Origin of the sequence: Levilactobacillus lindianensis (assembly GCF_003946095.1) — a bacterium.
Taxonomy (GTDB): Bacteria; Bacillota; Bacilli; order Lactobacillales; family Lactobacillaceae; genus Levilactobacillus; species Levilactobacillus lindianensis.
Genome location: NZ_RHOD01000007.1, coordinates 32,510 through 47,978, shown reverse-complemented (window position 1 = coordinate 47,978; position 15,469 = coordinate 32,510). Strand labels below are relative to the sequence as shown.

General features: G+C 51.8%; 15 protein-coding genes. 11 read left to right on the top strand and 4 right to left on the bottom strand.

The annotated features are described in order from the left end of the window. The first annotated feature begins 89 nt into the window (after positions 1-89). The 3 genes from EKM70_RS04215 (at position 90) to EKM70_RS04205 (ending at position 2,990) form a co-directional block, all read left to right on the top strand. Positions 90-728 (top strand): TetR/AcrR family transcriptional regulator, encoded by a 639-nt coding sequence (locus tag EKM70_RS04215; protein WP_125545551.1) that lies wholly within the window; start codon positions 90-92, stop codon positions 726-728. Between the two features lie 126 nt (positions 729-854). Continuing rightward, a complete protein-coding gene (locus EKM70_RS04210; protein ID WP_125545549.1) occupies positions 855-2,150 on the top strand; it encodes a YhgE/Pip domain-containing protein in 1,296 nt (431 codons plus the stop codon). A gap of 120 nt (positions 2,151-2,270) precedes the next feature. Then, entirely contained in the window at positions 2,271-2,990 is a 720-nt protein-coding gene (locus EKM70_RS04205; RefSeq protein ID WP_125545548.1) for a DNA alkylation repair protein, read from the top strand. 56 nt (positions 2,991-3,046) lie between these two features. Here the strand turns inward: EKM70_RS04205 and EKM70_RS04200 are convergent, their stop codons facing one another. Beyond that, the gene (locus EKM70_RS04200; protein WP_125545547.1) at positions 3,047-3,508 is read right to left on the bottom strand and encodes a hypothetical protein; all 462 of its coding nucleotides are present in this window, start codon (positions 3,506-3,508) and stop codon (positions 3,047-3,049) included. A gap of 363 nt (positions 3,509-3,871) precedes the next feature. Between EKM70_RS04200 and EKM70_RS04195 the strand changes: the two genes are divergently transcribed. Continuing rightward, a complete protein-coding gene (locus EKM70_RS04195) occupies positions 3,872-4,780 on the top strand; it encodes an EamA family transporter (RefSeq protein ID WP_125545546.1) in 909 nt (302 codons plus the stop codon). A gap of 19 nt (positions 4,781-4,799) precedes the next feature. Further along, the gene (locus EKM70_RS04190; RefSeq protein ID WP_125545545.1) at positions 4,800-5,681 is read left to right on the top strand and encodes an EamA family transporter; all 882 of its coding nucleotides are present in this window, start codon (positions 4,800-4,802) and stop codon (positions 5,679-5,681) included. A 298-nt stretch (positions 5,682-5,979) separates the two neighbouring features. Here the strand turns inward: EKM70_RS04190 and EKM70_RS04185 are convergent, their stop codons facing one another. Next, positions 5,980-6,888: a hypothetical protein gene (locus EKM70_RS04185; RefSeq protein WP_191985881.1), complete on the bottom strand. Its 909-nt coding sequence runs from the start codon at positions 6,886-6,888 to the stop codon at positions 5,980-5,982. Positions 6,889-7,123: 235 nt separating this feature from the next. Here EKM70_RS04185 and EKM70_RS04180 point away from each other — a divergent pair, with 235 nt between their 5' ends. Beyond that, positions 7,124-7,561: an Rrf2 family transcriptional regulator gene (locus EKM70_RS04180; RefSeq protein WP_125545544.1), complete on the top strand. Its 438-nt coding sequence runs from the start codon at positions 7,124-7,126 to the stop codon at positions 7,559-7,561. 80 nt (positions 7,562-7,641) lie between these two features. Here EKM70_RS04180 and EKM70_RS04175 read toward each other — a convergent pair whose 3' ends face one another. Then, a complete protein-coding gene (locus EKM70_RS04175) occupies positions 7,642-8,562 on the bottom strand; it encodes a C40 family peptidase (RefSeq protein ID WP_225416373.1) in 921 nt (306 codons plus the stop codon). 474 nt (positions 8,563-9,036) lie between these two features. Here EKM70_RS04175 and EKM70_RS04170 point away from each other — a divergent pair, with 474 nt between their 5' ends. The 5 genes from EKM70_RS04170 (at position 9,037) to EKM70_RS04150 (ending at position 13,574) form a co-directional block, all read left to right on the top strand. Beyond that, positions 9,037-9,690, top strand: coding sequence for an NAD(P)H-binding protein (locus tag EKM70_RS04170; RefSeq protein WP_125545541.1), 654 nt, complete (start codon positions 9,037-9,039; stop codon positions 9,688-9,690). 20 nt (positions 9,691-9,710) lie between these two features. Next, positions 9,711-10,145: a MerR family transcriptional regulator gene (locus EKM70_RS04165; RefSeq protein WP_125545539.1), complete on the top strand. Its 435-nt coding sequence runs from the start codon at positions 9,711-9,713 to the stop codon at positions 10,143-10,145. Between the two features lie 92 nt (positions 10,146-10,237). Next, positions 10,238-11,821, top strand: a complete 1,584-nt coding sequence (locus EKM70_RS04160; protein WP_125545537.1) for a cation:proton antiporter — start codon at positions 10,238-10,240, stop codon at positions 11,819-11,821. Between the two features lie 165 nt (positions 11,822-11,986). Beyond that, positions 11,987-12,463 carry a flavodoxin gene (locus EKM70_RS04155; RefSeq protein WP_125545535.1) on the top strand — a complete coding sequence of 159 codons (477 nt, stop codon included), beginning with the start codon at positions 11,987-11,989 and terminating at the stop codon, positions 12,461-12,463. Between the two features lie 67 nt (positions 12,464-12,530). Then, entirely contained in the window at positions 12,531-13,574 is a 1,044-nt protein-coding gene (locus EKM70_RS04150; RefSeq protein WP_125545533.1) for a zinc-dependent alcohol dehydrogenase family protein, read from the top strand. A 75-nt stretch (positions 13,575-13,649) separates the two neighbouring features. Here the strand turns inward: EKM70_RS04150 and EKM70_RS04145 are convergent, their stop codons facing one another. After that, positions 13,650-15,458, bottom strand: coding sequence for a UvrD-helicase domain-containing protein (locus EKM70_RS04145; protein ID WP_125545531.1), 1,809 nt, complete (start codon positions 15,456-15,458; stop codon positions 13,650-13,652). Positions 15,459-15,469: the final 11 nt, after the last annotated feature.

Below are 15,469 nucleotides of genomic sequence, written 5' to 3'. Positions count from 1 at the left end.
GGTTCGTAAGGTCACTCTCCTGAGTGGTGGCGGGGCCTGGAGGGAGCTGATGAGTAGGCGTTAAATGGAGTCAAGGAGGCGGATCAGAGATGACCGATGAAGAAAAATTACAACGTGTGTATGCCGCGGCGAGTGAACTGTTCATTCAGCCGGGCTATCACGAGACACAAATGCAGATGATCGCCCAGCGATCCCAGCTGGCGGTGGGGACACTCTACCGGTTGTTTGCCAGTAAGGCCGCGCTGTTAGACTATGTCTTTTTATCGACACTCCCGACGCAAACGCCAACGACGCTAGACTTTCCACTAACTTCGGTGGACTTGCGTGAGCTGGTTAAGCAGACTGAACAGGCCTATACCGTCTGGAATCATCAGTTGGCGGATCGGCATATTCAATCATTGGATGACCTCCTGACGGCACTATTCGCGGCCTTTCAACGGTACGGGCGTTACTTCTTGATTTTAGAGCATAATCCGACGGTCAATCCTGCGCTGACGGCCTTGTATCGCCAGCAACGGCAGGCCTTGTATCAACGGGTCGGTGAATTTCTAGAACATCTCCAGCCAGACCTGAAGGATCCTTTACGAAATGGAGTTGTCGTGGTCGATCTGATTTTCTGGTGGTGTGCGCACAAACGGTTTGACAGTTTTGAAAAGGAGATGGCAAGTGGCACAGAGGCCGAAATGCTGGCGGTTGTGCGGGATCTTCTGCTAAGTAGTTATCGCTAATCATTGTAATTTCACCAACCAAACAGTGCTGAATAAAGTCTGAACCCGTGAGCTTTGGCTCGTAGTGATTAGACTGGTGGCAATTCGAATGAATGATTCGTTCATTCGGCTTGGGAGATGAGAGATATGAAATTTAGGGAATGGCAGTATTTACGGGAACATCCAACAGTTTGGCGGATCTTATTGGGAATTATGGTGATTCCACTAGTTTATGCCGCGACTTTCTTGGCGTCAGTTTGGAATCCGTACGGGGAACTTCATCGGTTGCCCATGGCGGTGGTGAACCAAGATCGCCCGGTTGAGGGGGTAGATTGGGGACAATCTGTCACCCGGTCATTGGTCCAGAGTCATACGTTACAATTTCATCGCTTTACCGAAAAGCGTGCCCTGCAAGACCTCCACTCTGGCAAGGTTTATCTGGTTCTGCGAATTCCGAACGACGCTTCCTGGCAGTTGCGCCATTTGGGGAGCCGGGCACGGGTCCTGAAGGTCACCTATGAAACGAACGCCGGGCAAAGTGCCGTTGCCGCTAAGATGGGAAACTCGGCGATGCAAAAGCTTCAGGCGACCCTCAACCGGGAGATCGTGCAGAGTGAGCTGACACAATTACAGGCGTCGTCAGCTAAGCTGGGACGACAACTCGGTGCAACCTCTCAGCAATTGGCCCAAACCACCCAGGCCGTGGCAGCGGGGATGACCAGTCCTCAAGTAACCGCCGCTGACCTGGCAATTAGCCAAGGCCTGCAACAGGGAAGTCGTCAGATTACCGCACAGGCCCAGGCGCCAGCAAAGTTAAAGGCCTTATCCGCCCCAATCAAGTTGGTTCAACATGACGTGGCTCCGATTGCCAACAACGGGACGGGGATGGCGCCATACTTCATGGCAATTTCACTATTCGTTGGCTGCATTACGTTAAATATTATCTACGATGCGGGCAAACGCCATGGTCAAGCCCGAAACTTCCTGACAGCTTGGATAGATAAGATGGTCTTTCTCTGGGGATTTGTGATCTTGGCCGCCTCCGGTATGTGGTTAGGTGTCTGGTATATCAACGGGTTGCGGCCACTGGAGCCGGTTAAGACCTACCTATTCGGTTTGCTAGTTATCGTGGCCTTCTTCAGTATCGTGACCTGCTTCCGACTGTGGTTCGGCCTCACTGGGGCTTGGTTGATGTTACTCTTCATGCTCTTTCAGATTGGGTGTTCGGGTGGCACTTATCCGATTGAATTGACCAACAAACTATACGAGACCGTTCACCCCTATTTGCCGATGACAATTGCGATGGCGGGGTTCCGACACACCATTTCATTGGGTGGATCGATTGCCCCAATCGTTGGTATTCTAGTAGGAATTATCGTTGTCTTTAGTTTGGGGACGTTGGGTTACTTTTACGCGCACCGGCAAGATCCGGTTAACGACTAAATAGAATTGGACTGGGGGATTCGCTTCGGGCGAGTCCCTTTTCTTTGGTGGGCTCTCGTATTTCTGAGGAGGATATGGAATAATGACAGTAAATGAGACGTATGAAAGGAAGACACAACCATGGATCTGACGGCTACCCAATGGACACCAGCAAGCTATACCGAATTTCTTACATTTTTAGAGTCAAAGCGTCATGAGTCGGCGCGGGAGCGAGCCGCAAAGATTGTTCGGACCAACTATCCACTGTTAGGAATCTCTATGGCCGATCTCAAGGCCTGGGGAACCGCTATTAGTCAGGGTGATCCGGCAGGATTTCTCGCAGTGGCCGACACGGCTTTTTATGAAGTGATTTTGGTTCGAGCTTACGTCATTAGTCAATTACGGCTGGATTTGCCAGACTTTGTCGCGGCTTGTGACCGTTACTTTGCGACCGCAGACTGCTGGGCCATCTGTGATATGGCGATTCATTTCAAGCAGGTCAAACGGTATCCGGCGGAATTCTTGACGACCATCGATCGTTACTTGCAGAGTGGTCAGCCGTGGTTTCAGCGAAGTGGGCTAGTATTTTTATTAAAGTTCTATCTGACGCCGGATTTTCGGGATCAGGCCTTTACACGTGTTTTGAGTGTGACCAGTGAGGACTACTACGTGCAATTGGGACAGGCCTGGTTCTTGGCGACGGCATTCAAGGATGATCCGGATCGCATCTATCAAATTTTAGAAGCGTTGCCAGTTCCTTTAGTTCAACGAACGGTGCAGAAGATTAAGTCGCTCAGTCGGACGACGCCAGACCAGAAGCACGTGTTAACGGGAATTTTGGCTCAGCGACGGGCAGAATAGGTAATTCAAGACGTCAAAAAAGACTGATCAGCCGATCAGTCTTTTATAATTGCGATTTATTTGTGATAGCGTTGCGCCAGAATCTTAACACTGGCGCCCTGCCAAGGACGGCCCATGATGAAGCGATTGACCTTAACCTTCATGGTGTTGTCGCCATCGCTGAGCATGAGCGTGTAGCTGAGCCCCAAGCCCTTGAAGGTAACCTTTTCCAAGTCGGTAAACTTAATAAAAGCATTTTCACCGGTAAAGTGTGAGGTAATGTCCAGACCTAGGAAGAGAATCCCGTCGTCTTCAAAACTAATCATGTAATATTTGGTTGCTAGCACCCCGGCGACGCCGATGAGTAGGGTCAGTCCCGTGTCGAGCATATAGCCGTAAACGACAGGGTTGTCAGTACTTGTGTAACCCAGCGCCTCACGGTAACGATTAATATTTTCAAGATTGGGGGCTTTGCCAAAACTGCGGGGATCGGGGACTTGAGATTGGTTTTGCGAGTCTGATTCGGGTGAGTTATTCATAGCAAGGTTTACTCCTAAATTGGATTAGTGAAGCCGATAAAGTAGTTTGATTAGTTTTTAGTATAGCATAGCCAGCGGTGTTGAGCCTGGTGGGTTCTTGAATAACAGCGGTTATTATCACTGTGACATAATGGATTTATAGGACAAATCAATTGTAGACTTAACCGCAATGCGTTGGATGAGGCGTCTAAACACCGCATAACTGGGTAATATCAACATTTAAGCTGACAGTGATCGGGAAAGTCGCTGTGCGCGGGTCTGTGATCTCATGGTAAGATAAGCTATGAAAGCATTTCGGGGAAACGGAGCGTCAGGGTGACCCCGGCCCTTGTTTGGTAAATGTTGTAAAAGAGGTAATGGTTCATGAAGAGATTAGCACCCTTGTTTGTTGCGATTGGGGCGGTAAGTTTCGGGATCTCCGCATCGATTGTGAAGATGGCCGGAAATGCCGGAATCACCAACGGGCCACTGTTGTTCTGGACGTTTCTGAGTTCGGTGGTGTTATTGGGAATCGTCCACGTTGGTCGGCGAAATTGGCTCAGTCACCAGCATACGAGTTGGCGACAGGTGGTCGCGGTGATTGCGGCTGGTACGACATCGGGGATCACAGAAACCCTCTACATCGCGGCACTTCATCATATTTCGGTGGCAATTGCGGCAGTGATGCTGATGCAATCGGTCTGGTTATCCGTTTTGATCGGGGCCGTGGTCCAGCGCAAGTGGCCGTCCAAGCTTCAGGTCATTAGTATTATCCTGGTACTGGCCGGAACGGTCTTGGCGGCGGAACTCTTCCCAATGACTCAGGCTGTTTCGCTGTGGGGACTGTTCCTCTGTTTCCTGTCGGCGGTCTCCTATGCTTTAACGATCCAGTTTACCGCTAGTCTCGGGAATAATTTGGACCCACTGACGAAGACTTGGTTAATGTGTATCGGGGCGCTGATTCTGGTGACGGCGGCCTGGGTACCACAACTGCTAAGCACGCCAGTGATCTGGTCTGCCGTGGGTTGGGGGGCTTTGTCGTCAATCTTCTCGATGACGTTACCTCTGATGTGCTACTCGATCTTTATGCCGATGCTCAAGCTGGGTGTCGGACCCATCCTGTCGTCGTTGGAACTGCCGGCGTCGGTAGTCTTTGCCTTTCTCTTGTTGGGTGAGGGTGTCACTTGGCTACAGATCGTTGGGGTTCTTGTGATTATCGGGGCGGTTATCCTGAGTAATGTCGGGGACAAGGCGGCCACAGAACGTGAAATGCAACAGGCGTCGAATGAATAGTGATTGAGGAGACGATGGTTTGAAGAAATTAGCCCCATTTTTTGTCGCCATCGGGGCGATTAGTTACGGGATTCCAGCATCCTTATTCAAATTAGCCGGACGAGATGGGGTGGCTAACGGGCCGCTCCTCTTTTGGTCCTTTCTGACTTCGGCGGTAGTCTTGACCGCCATCCACTTGGTTCGGGGGCCCCGTTTGTCGGTTCAGGCCACGAGTTGGCGCCAGATTCTCTTGGTGGCAGCGGCCGGGACCGCTTCTGGGTTGACCAATACCTTCTATATCACGGCGTTGCGGTCGATCCCCGTAGCCGTGGCGGCGGTCATGTTGATGCAGTCCGTCTGGTTGTCGGTCTTGTTGGGGGCAGTCATTCATCATCGCTGGCCGTCACGACTACAAGTGATCAGTATTGTCTTAGTCCTGGGGGGAACGGTTTTGGCGGCCGGACTTTTGCCAATAACGGGAAGTTTGTCACTGGTGGGCGTGTTGCTGAGCTTTCTAGCAGCGGTGGCCTATGCCGCCACGCTACAGGCCACGGCCAGCCTAGGTAATAACCTCGATCCCCTGAGTAAGACTTGGCTAATGGCGGTGGGGGCCTTTATCCTGATTGCCATTGTCTGGGGACCGCAACTCTTGCGAGTGCCGCTGACAGGGACAGCCGTGGGGTGGGGTGCGCTGGTGGCAGTGTTCTCAATGATTTTACCGCTGGCATGTTATTCAATTTTTATGCCTCGGTTGCTCCCAGGCGTGGGACCCGTCTTGTCCTCGTTAGAACTCCCGGCATCGATTGTAGTGGCCTTCCTGTTACTCGGTGAACGGGTAGCGATGAGTCAATTGTTGGGTGTCTTCATTATTATTGGCGCCGTTACGCTCAGTAATGTTGGCCCACGACTCTGGCACCATTAACTGTTAAAAATAACAAAATGGCAGGCCAGGTGGTCTGTCATTTTGTTTGAAATTGTATTAGCCAAAGGGGGAACGCACTAGCAATCGTCCCCCAGTGACGGAGGCAAATGCTGGCGGTAGCTCCCAGAATGAGAATGGCTAAAATGATTTTAATTACGCGTTTGTTCACGGCCAGGCCTCCTTCGAGATTTTTATTTTCAAGTATATCATCTCTGTGGGATATAGGCTGGGAATGCAGTCTAAACAAAAGGTGACCAGGAAGCTATTTTGCTCTCCGGTCACCCTATTTGTTTTGAGATTAACCACTGATTCCATCATAGCCGATAAACGTATAGTATTGTTTACCATCGATTAAATACAGGCTATTAAAAGTTCCGGCAATGCCGGCATCTTCGTTACCCCAAGTGTGCTGTGGGGTATGTAGGTTTTTTAAAACAAGCTTGTACTGCTGGTTACCAGTTTGAGCGACGCGCTTGAGGCGGAGGCCGTTGATCGGCTCCTTGAAGTACAGATCGCGATAGGGGTCATGAAAGTCCGTCCGGGTGATCTTAGCCATGCCCGTTGGCCGTTGCATGAAACCTAAACCGGGATTGACCGTCTTGTCATAGGTGATGTATTCCAGGTAGCCATCTGGGGTAATCCGGATACTCTGGTTGTCGGGTTCCTGGGGACTGAGTGCCGATTTGGCGCCACCCAGATAGAGATCACCATGGCTATAGGCTGGCATGTACCGGGGGGCCGGAACGCGTTTGAAGGCCGTCAGCTTGTCCGTGGCCTTTAAGGTTACCTGAGCATCATAGGCTCCGGCACCCGGGTCGATCGTGTAGCCCATGGGAGCCTCACGATGCACCAGCGGGTAGCTGAGTCGAGCTAAGTAGAGTTGTAGAGTTGGTACCAGGAAGTCTCCAGACTTGGTGGTAGTGAGTGAACCAGCGACGACCGTTCCTTGAGGCAAGGTCAAGGTTCGCCGTAACGGATGACCAACCTTCGTAGTTGGAACGTAGTTAACTTTGACCTGTAGCGAGCTGGTCAATTGAAAGTATTGACTGAGATTAAGAAAATCGGTGCTGGCGGCATATTGGCCGACTTTGACAATGGCACTCGGTTTCTCGGTTTGTGCCCGAGCGGCGGACCAGCTCCCGATGAGAGCGATCACGGCTACAATAAGACCGGTGCCAAAGCTGAACCATCGTCGTTTCGTTGTCAAAACCTCCCTTAGTTGAGAATCCTTAGTCTCTAGTATACCGAATTTTGAACCCAAATGATCGGGGAAATTGAAAGGAGTGGTTGTGGGTCCTCACCACTCACAACCCGGGTTATATTTTGACGAAATATTTTCCGAATTGGGAAATTTCGGTCTTAAAATGATTCGCTCACTGGGCTGTTGTAATTAAAGCCACAGATGATACACTAGATAAAACGAGTTGAGAGGAGCGGTTCCCGTGAAGTATTCCTATAAGTTGAGTGATGCTGTTCACATTCTTGCGTACATTGAGATTGCTCCGACAGTGGCGTTGGATAGTGTGACCATCGCTGCCAGTGTGGAAGCCAACCCTAGCGTGGTGCGACGGTTAATGGCTAGTCTGAAGAAAGCGGGTCTGCTGGTCAGTCGGGCTGGGGCAGCTAAACCCCATCTGGCCCGCCCCGCGAGTGAGATTAACCTTCTCGATATTTTTAAAGCGGTAGAGGTTAACAACGCGCTCTTGCATGTCGACCCCAAAACAAATATGGCTTGTCCGGTGGGAGCACATATCCAGCAGACGCTGGACCAGGCCTACGATCGGGTTCAGCGGGCAGCCGAGGCCGAGATGGGCCAACTGACCTTGCAGATGATGATTGACGATTTGCGGCAGCGACAGACGGCAACTCCAAAAGTTTAATATACAGTAAAGACAAATAAAGTCTCACTTCGGCCAACCGAAGTGAGACTTTATCGTTTGGAGGCGTTAGGGGGTCACAGCTAATTTAACGTGATGTAGTAGCTAGGCTTCCAATTGGATTGACTGAAGACGCCGATACCATCATTTTCATTCTGTGCGGCGACGTAGGTCCCGTTGCCCAGAGAAATGCCGTCATGGTATGGAGCGCTGTCGGACCCCCAGAAGAGAATGGCACCATAGGGGGCGTTGGCGACGTCATAGTGGTGGGCACCTAATTTTGTTTGTTGGTAAGTCGTCCGGGCACTCAGGCCGAAGACGTGTTGAACTAAACCGGAACAGTCAAAGCCGGACATTGAGCTTCCACCGTAAACGTAAGGAACGCCACTCTTGGCGATTGACAGAGCTTCGGCTACGCCACCACCAGCGGTGCTCGACGTGTTACGATTAGCTTGGCTAGTACTTGATGAAGGGGTTGTAGACTTGCTAGTCGTTTGGTTGGATTGTCTAGTCTGTGATGAAGCATTAGGCGAATTGTGGGTGTAGGTGCTGTTTGATTGCGCCTGTGAAGTCTGCGTAGCACTAGATGAGCTAGCCTGAGAGGCGCTTGTTCGGGTCTGATCTTGGGTTATTTGGGAACTAGCCGCCGCTGAACTGGCTTGGTTAGTTGTTGACTTGGTCGTCGCGGTAGCAGAGCTAGATTGACCGGCCCTATTCGCCGTTGTGGAAGCCCCGGTGTTGTTGGCAGCCTTGGCCGTCGTTTGGCCGTTGGCGGGGATTTCTAATTTCTGATCGATGTAGATCAGGTTGGCGTCGGCTAAGCTGTTGGCCTTCACGATGTCTTGGATGGACACGTGATAAGTTTGGGAGAAGCCCCAGACCGTATCGCCGGCCTGAACCTTGATGGTGTTGGCGGATGCCGTCTGCAGGCCACCTAGAAGTAGGGCTGCCGCGCCGGCCGTCCCGAGTAAGATTTTTGCTGTTGCTGATTTAATAGTGATCACTCGCATTCCTTATGTAATTTGTTCGGTGAGTTCCTGAACACAAGACCCAGTATAGGGGTTAGGGATTACATGGTGTTGGCAGTGCGGTGACAAATGGCAACGATTTGATGACTAACATGTCATTATTTACAGACTTTCAAGGCAGTTAACGGTGTGTTCCCTGGTGAAACAAGTTTCAATCGATGCTCACCAGGCCAAGGCGTCTGGCTTCCACTAAACCGGATAAGCGGGAGGGGAAATCTTAGTGCCTTATGTGTCACCTGCGATAATCTTGTAAAAATTGTGAGTTTAACAGTGCTGGCAGTAAATAATTTGAAAAAAGAGACATTTTGGGCTTGCCTTGAAGCGTACATGAAGGTTTAATCTAGGGTCATTCAAGTGTTACGCGTCGCATAAACCGACGCCTGATGGCTATTTAGAACCGCCCACCAGTGCATTTAAACACTGGTGGGCACAAACAAAGGAGAACGACTGATGACAAAAAAAGTTATGATTTTAGCTGCTAACGGGCAGATCGCTCGGATCGTTGAACACCGCATTTTAACTGAGGATACTTTTGCTGACGTTGATCTGACCCTATTCTTGCGAGATGCAAGTCGTCTGGATCAGTTGCAAGATAACCCCCGAGTGACGTTAGTTGAAGGAGATATCACGGACCAGGCAGCAGTTACGGCTGCTATGGCGGGGCAAGACTTGGTCTTCGTGGCCGTAGTCGACCACGATTCACAAAACCGGTTGACGACGGCTGTGATGGCCGGTATGCAAGCGAACCAGGTTGACCGCGTCGTCTTTACCAACGTCTTAGGCATTTACAATGAAGTCGGCGGCGAGTTCGGCCGTTGGAACCTTGAGATGATTGGCGCCGGCATGGCCCCCGCTCGCAAGTCTGACGAGTTGTTGGCAGCGTCCGGGCTGGACTACACCACGTTACGGTTGCCTTGGTTGAATGACCGTGAGATTAAATATACGGTAACGACTAAAGACCAACCCTACGATGGCGTCTCTGGCTCGCGGGCTAGCGTGGCTGACGTGGTGTTAAGCATCATTGCTGACCCGAAGCGTTACAGTCGTGATAGTATTGGGATGGCAGATCCTGCAACCGAGGGTCAAGATCGACCAGTTTACTAGTCTAAAGGAGTTAATCAACGATGAATATTAAAGAAGCCAGCGAAAAAACTGGGGTCTCTTCCGCGGCTATCCGATATTACGAGAAAGAATCCTTGATTCCCGCGATTGACCGGACGCCAGTGGGTAATCGGGACATCGATGACCGAATTATCCGGCGGATCCGCTTTGTGACGCAAATGCGGGCTGCAGGAATGAGCATTGAAAACCTGCGCCGCTATATCGAACTATTCGATGCGCAAGAAGACAATACCAAGGAACAAAAGGCGTTGCTTCAGGAACAGCTTGCTGTGATGGAGGAAAAACGCGATGACCTGCAGGCCGCTATCGACCACCTGAATTACAAGTTGAACCACTTCTATGACCACATGGAGGCTACGGAAGAGGAGCTTCGTCAGTTGGAAAGAGAACACGCCGATAAGCTCACGCGAGAAGACGACACACCTGATGGTTTTTAACCGTTAACTTAATTGATTGTGGGTAGTTATCGTATGGGTAGCTACCCTTTGGCGTTATGATAGATCCAAATTAACTGTTGGAGGCGGACGGTGTGACGATAGTAACCTCGAGTTTTGTTTTATTGGTGACGGTGGCGATCGCCAATTTGATTGCCGAGTGGATTCCTTGGTTGGCCAAGACCTATTTGGCACTTTTTGCCGGGATCGTGGTGGGATTAATTCCGAGTCTCAACCACTTGGTCGCGGATTTCGAAAATGACGTTTTCATGCTCTTAATCTTGGCGCCACTCCTGTTCTTCGAGGGACAGCGGACGACGATGGTGAAGGTTGGCCGCGGAATTCCCAGTATTTTGGGCACGGCTTTTGCTTTAGCCGTTGGTTCTGCCGTCGTGGCAACTCTTGGCTTACACGGGTTCTTTGCTCTGGGCCTGCCGGTGGCGCTCATCATGATTGCTATTAGCACGCCCACCGATGCCACGGCCTTTGAATCCGTGGTGACGGGTCGCAAGTTCAGCGGCCGCCTAGGGAATCAGTTGAAGATGGAATCCCTTTTTAACGACGCCACTGGCCTGATTCTCTTACAAGCGGGGTTACTGTGGCTACAAACGGGCCATCTTTCCTTTGGTCAGAACGTGGGGCGTTTGGTCATCTCGGCTGTCGGTGGCGCTGTAGTCGGAGGCGTACTGGCTTTTGGGTTCATGCTCCTACGCCAGTCGATCGCACGGTCAGCGGCCAACGTTGTGTCATCACAAACATTAATCTATCTTCTAACGCCAGTGGTTATTTATCTCTTGGCGGAAAAGCTAGCGGTCTCTGGGATCATTGCCGTCGTCGTTGCGGGCCTAGTTCACAATGGTGAAGCCAATGGCAGTCGCTTTGCGGTTCCTCGTCAGATGTTTTTTGGTATCGAACTCATGAACTTTATCTCGGAACTTTTGAATGGGGCAGTGTTCGTCATTTTGGGAATTAGCCTGGAACGAATTGTTCGGGACCAGTATCGCCAAATGTTTCAGTCGTTGAATTGGCTGTGGCTAGGATTGACGGCCTATGGCTTACTCTTACTTTGCCGGGTCGTGTACGCTTACTTTTTCGTGACGCAGCGGACGTGGCGATCCAGCTGGCTCTTTGCCTTGGGTGGGGTTCATGGGACGGTGACGCTGGCCATGACATTTTCCATTATGGGCGCCGTCAGCACGACACAATTTCAACAGATCCTGCTAGTTGAAACAGTCGTGATTATTGTCAGCATGTTACTGCCGACCTTCCTATTCAAGTGGCTATTACCGCGAGATGGTGATGCGTTAAGCAAACCAGCTATTCTGGCCCAGATTCGTCATCAAATGACAGCCGTGGGGGTTGCTCGCGTGCGGGAATTGGATTTGGATGCTGCGGTCAAACACGTTGTGATTTATGATTTGCAGGATCAAAATAACTCTAATCCGTTACGTTCCTTTCTACGGCGATGGCGGGGACTTGCCAGCCGGCACAAAGATGTTAACGTCCTACAGAGCCGCGATCAGCGTTGGGCCATGATGCAGGCCTTTGCCAGCGAACGCGCCTTTCTCGCTGAACAGGCCCGCCAGCATGTCGTTGATGTGGCGCTTCTACATGATATTTATACGGAGGTATTGATGTCGGAGGCGTTGGTGGTGGATCCGTATAGTCGGATGGTTTGAGAATAAATGGTCTTGACTATTTAGTAACGCTAATCCAGCGGACACAAAATACTTTTTTAAGACGTATGGGGCGACTTTTATGAAAAAAGTCGCCTTTTTACTTGCCTTCAGCCGACTCTAACCCAGTATGATTAGGGCAGAAGTTAAAACAAAGGAGATCTTCATATGGCAACAAACGTTTTAATTGTCGACTACTCATGGTCTGGCACTACCGCTAAGCTGGCCACGGCCCTGGAACAGGTAACGGGAGGCACCAAGGTCGATTTGACCGTGGCCCCCGGCACTTTTCCCAATGATATGTATGCCACGAATGACGTGGCTAGTGAACAGATGGCGAGTGGCAAATTACCGGAGCTGACCAACACGCTTCCTGACCTGACGGCGTTTGATGTCATTTTAGTTGGGGGCCCGGTTTGGGCGGCGCACGTTGCAACTCCGGTGCGGACATTTCTGAAGCAGCTCCAAGGTTACGCGGGCACGGTCGCGCCATTCTACACGGATGCTGGGACGCCAGGCACTTACGAACAGGACTTCGCGAGCTTGGTCAGCTCAGCCAAGGTGGCCCGTGGTGTGGGAATGACGGCTGGTGATTTGGCCAATGCCCAGGACCGTTTGACCACTTGGTGGGAAAATTTTAAATAACCCCTTGCCTTGAAGTGAACTTCAAGGGGTACACTCATCTCAAGTTAAAAAATTGGAGGATGAATTTATGAAAACAGCCGTCTTTGTCGAACCAGGTAAGATTGAGGTTCAAGACTTGCCGAAACCAGAGGTCAAGAACCCTACCGATGCCGTTCTAAAGATTGTGCGGGCTTGTGTCTGCGGCTCTGATCTGTGGTGGTATCGAGGGATTAACCAACGACAAGCCAATACCCCAGTTGGGCACGAAGCCATTGGGATTGTTGAAAGCGTCGGGAGTGACGTGACTAACGTGAAGCCCGGAGACTTTGTGATTGCGCCCTTTACCCATGGTTGTGGCCACTGTGCGGCTTGTTTAGCCGGTTTTGATGGCAACTGTGAGAATGCCCGGACCGACGACGAGATCGTCGGCTACCAAGGGGAATACTTACGGTTTAAGAACGCTGACTGGGCCTTAGTTAAGGTTCCCGGCCAGCCGAGTGATTACACCGATGCTCAGCTCAATGACCTGCTAACGCTGGCTGATGTGATGGCCACTGGCTATCACGCTGCCGCTTCCGCCGAAGTTAAGGCGGGTGACACGGTGGTGGTTATGGGTGACGGTGCCGTGGGGCTGTGCGGCGTGATTTCCGCTAAATTACGCGGGGCTAAGCGAATCATTGCCATGAGTCGTCACGCCGATCGGCAGGCTCTCGCTAAAGAATTTGGCGCGACCGATGTCGTGGCCGAGCGTGGGGATGACGCCGTTAAACGGGTCTTTGAATTGACTGATGGCGCCGGTGCGGATGCCGTGCTGGAATGTGTCGGAACCACGCAGTCCGTGGATACCGCCGTTAAAGTTGGCCGTCCCGGAGCCGTTGTGGGTCGCGTCGGGGTCCCACAGAAGGCTGACATGAACACCAACAACTTATTCTGGAAGAATATCGGATTACGCGGTGGGATTGCCTCGGTGACGACGCATGACCGTGAAATTCTGTTGGATGCCGTTCTGAAGGGTGACATTCATCCTGGTAAGGTCTTTACCAAGCGGTTTGACCTCGACCATGTGGCGGAAGCTTATGACGCCATGGACAAGCGCGAAGCAATTAAGTCGTTGCTGGTCATCAGTGACTAGGGCTGAGAACTTAAATTAAGCAAACGAAGGGATCGTGACGTTATTTGTCACGATCCCTTTTTAAGATCCGCTGCCCTAGTTGAGGAGGGTTAAGCCCTTAGTGCCTCGTGAAGCCGCGACATAGCGGCGGTTATTTCCATGTTGTGGGTCGGTGTAGAAGGCTGATTGCCAATGTGTGACGACGGCAAAATCGAACTCTAGGCCTTTGGCTAGGGCAAGCGGCAGAATATTTATGCCTGGGCGAACGGTGCGGCGGGTCTGGGCTTCAAGCAGCTGGCCTTCGGGATACTGAGTAGCCAGTCTGGCCGCAATTTCAGCCGTTGGCGTGATGATCCCGAGACTCTGGGTCGCAGAGAGTGATTGCTTAGCCAGCACGTGTGAGAGGGCGTTAGTCTTCCCGATTTGCGGTGCGGTGCCTTCCTTCTGGACCGCCGAAATTTTATCTTGCCAATCGCCGGCAAATTGGCCGAAGAACCGGGTGATCTGGCCAGTGGCGCGGTAGCTGGTGGTGAGGCGTAAGTGTGCGGTCTTATCTGGGTCAAAGAAGTCTGAAATGGTCGTTGCTTGGCCACTTAGCCGTTGGCGATGATCCCCGACGATGGTGATTGCCGTCTTCCGAAAAAGAGTGGCGAGAAAGAGCCAGGTATCCGAACTGTAGTCCTGGGCCTCGTCAATGAAAAGGGCCTGCGTGACCGTCTGTTGGTAGGCGGTAAAGTTCAACAGGAGGTACAGGCGATCGTAGGCCGTGAGGGGTATGCTTCCCAAGTCACGACCAAATTGATCCCAGTTCAGCCAATCACCGAGCTCTTCCGGAGCTAGATTGACGGCAGTTAGCCAACGCCAAGCGGTCTGCATGCGGATTAAGAGCGAGTCCCGATTGTTGGATTGGTCGTAGGCCCGTTGGGACAGACCGGCCGGTGTCTGGGGGTAGGGTTGCCGGAGACGAGCGGCAAGTTCTACCAAGTGGTTGTCGGTTGTGTTTGAAATGGTCAGGCCAAAGCGCTGCCCCCAAGATTGGATGAGTTTGAGATAGGTGGTACTCAGCGGTTCCGCCTCACCCAATGCCGGCAGGACGCCACGAATGTAGCGACTAAAGGCGGTGTTGGGGGTGAGAATCAAGATGTCCGCGGGGGACCAGCTGTCACGGTGGCGATAGAGTTGGTAGGCCACGCGCTGGAGGAGCACGGAAGTCTTACCACTCCCAGCAACGCCGTCGACAATCACGATGGGGTGACGGCTCTCCCGAATGATGGCGTTTTGTTCCTGTTGGATGGTAGCCGTGATTTCCTGGAGGCCCCCGCTGCGGTTGCTGGCGAGCACTTCCAATAACAAGGGATCGCCAATGGCGGCATCGGTGTCGACCACCTGAAGCAAATGGTCGTGGTCGATGACAAATTGTTGACGTTGCTGGATGGTGACGGGGATGTCGTGACCGTTAGCGCGGTAAGTCGTGGCCCCCGTTCGATTAGCGTAGTAAGCATCGGCGACGGGCGATCGCCAGTCGTAGACCAGGTCCTGGGTGTTTTCGTCGGTGTAGCCCACTTTACCTAAATAGAGTTCTTCACGGTCATCATCGCCAAAGTCCAGGTTGAGCTTGGCAAAGTAGGCCTGTGGTAATAGCAACTTAGCGTGGTTCAAGCGGGTCACCGCGGTATCGTGGCGGGCATTCAGCGTGTCGATCTGTCGATTGTTGGCCTCAATACTAGCAAAGCTTTCCAACTGATCACTGAAAGTCCCGAGATCGAGATGACCATCACTGCTAAGCTGTTGTTTCATGGATCGAGCAGATTGGGCGAGATCGGCCAGTTGCCTTGTGAGTCGGTCGATGTCGCGCGTTAAACGTTGGTAGATTACCTGTAGATGGTGTGTCTCATTTTGTCCCATCCAATCACCTC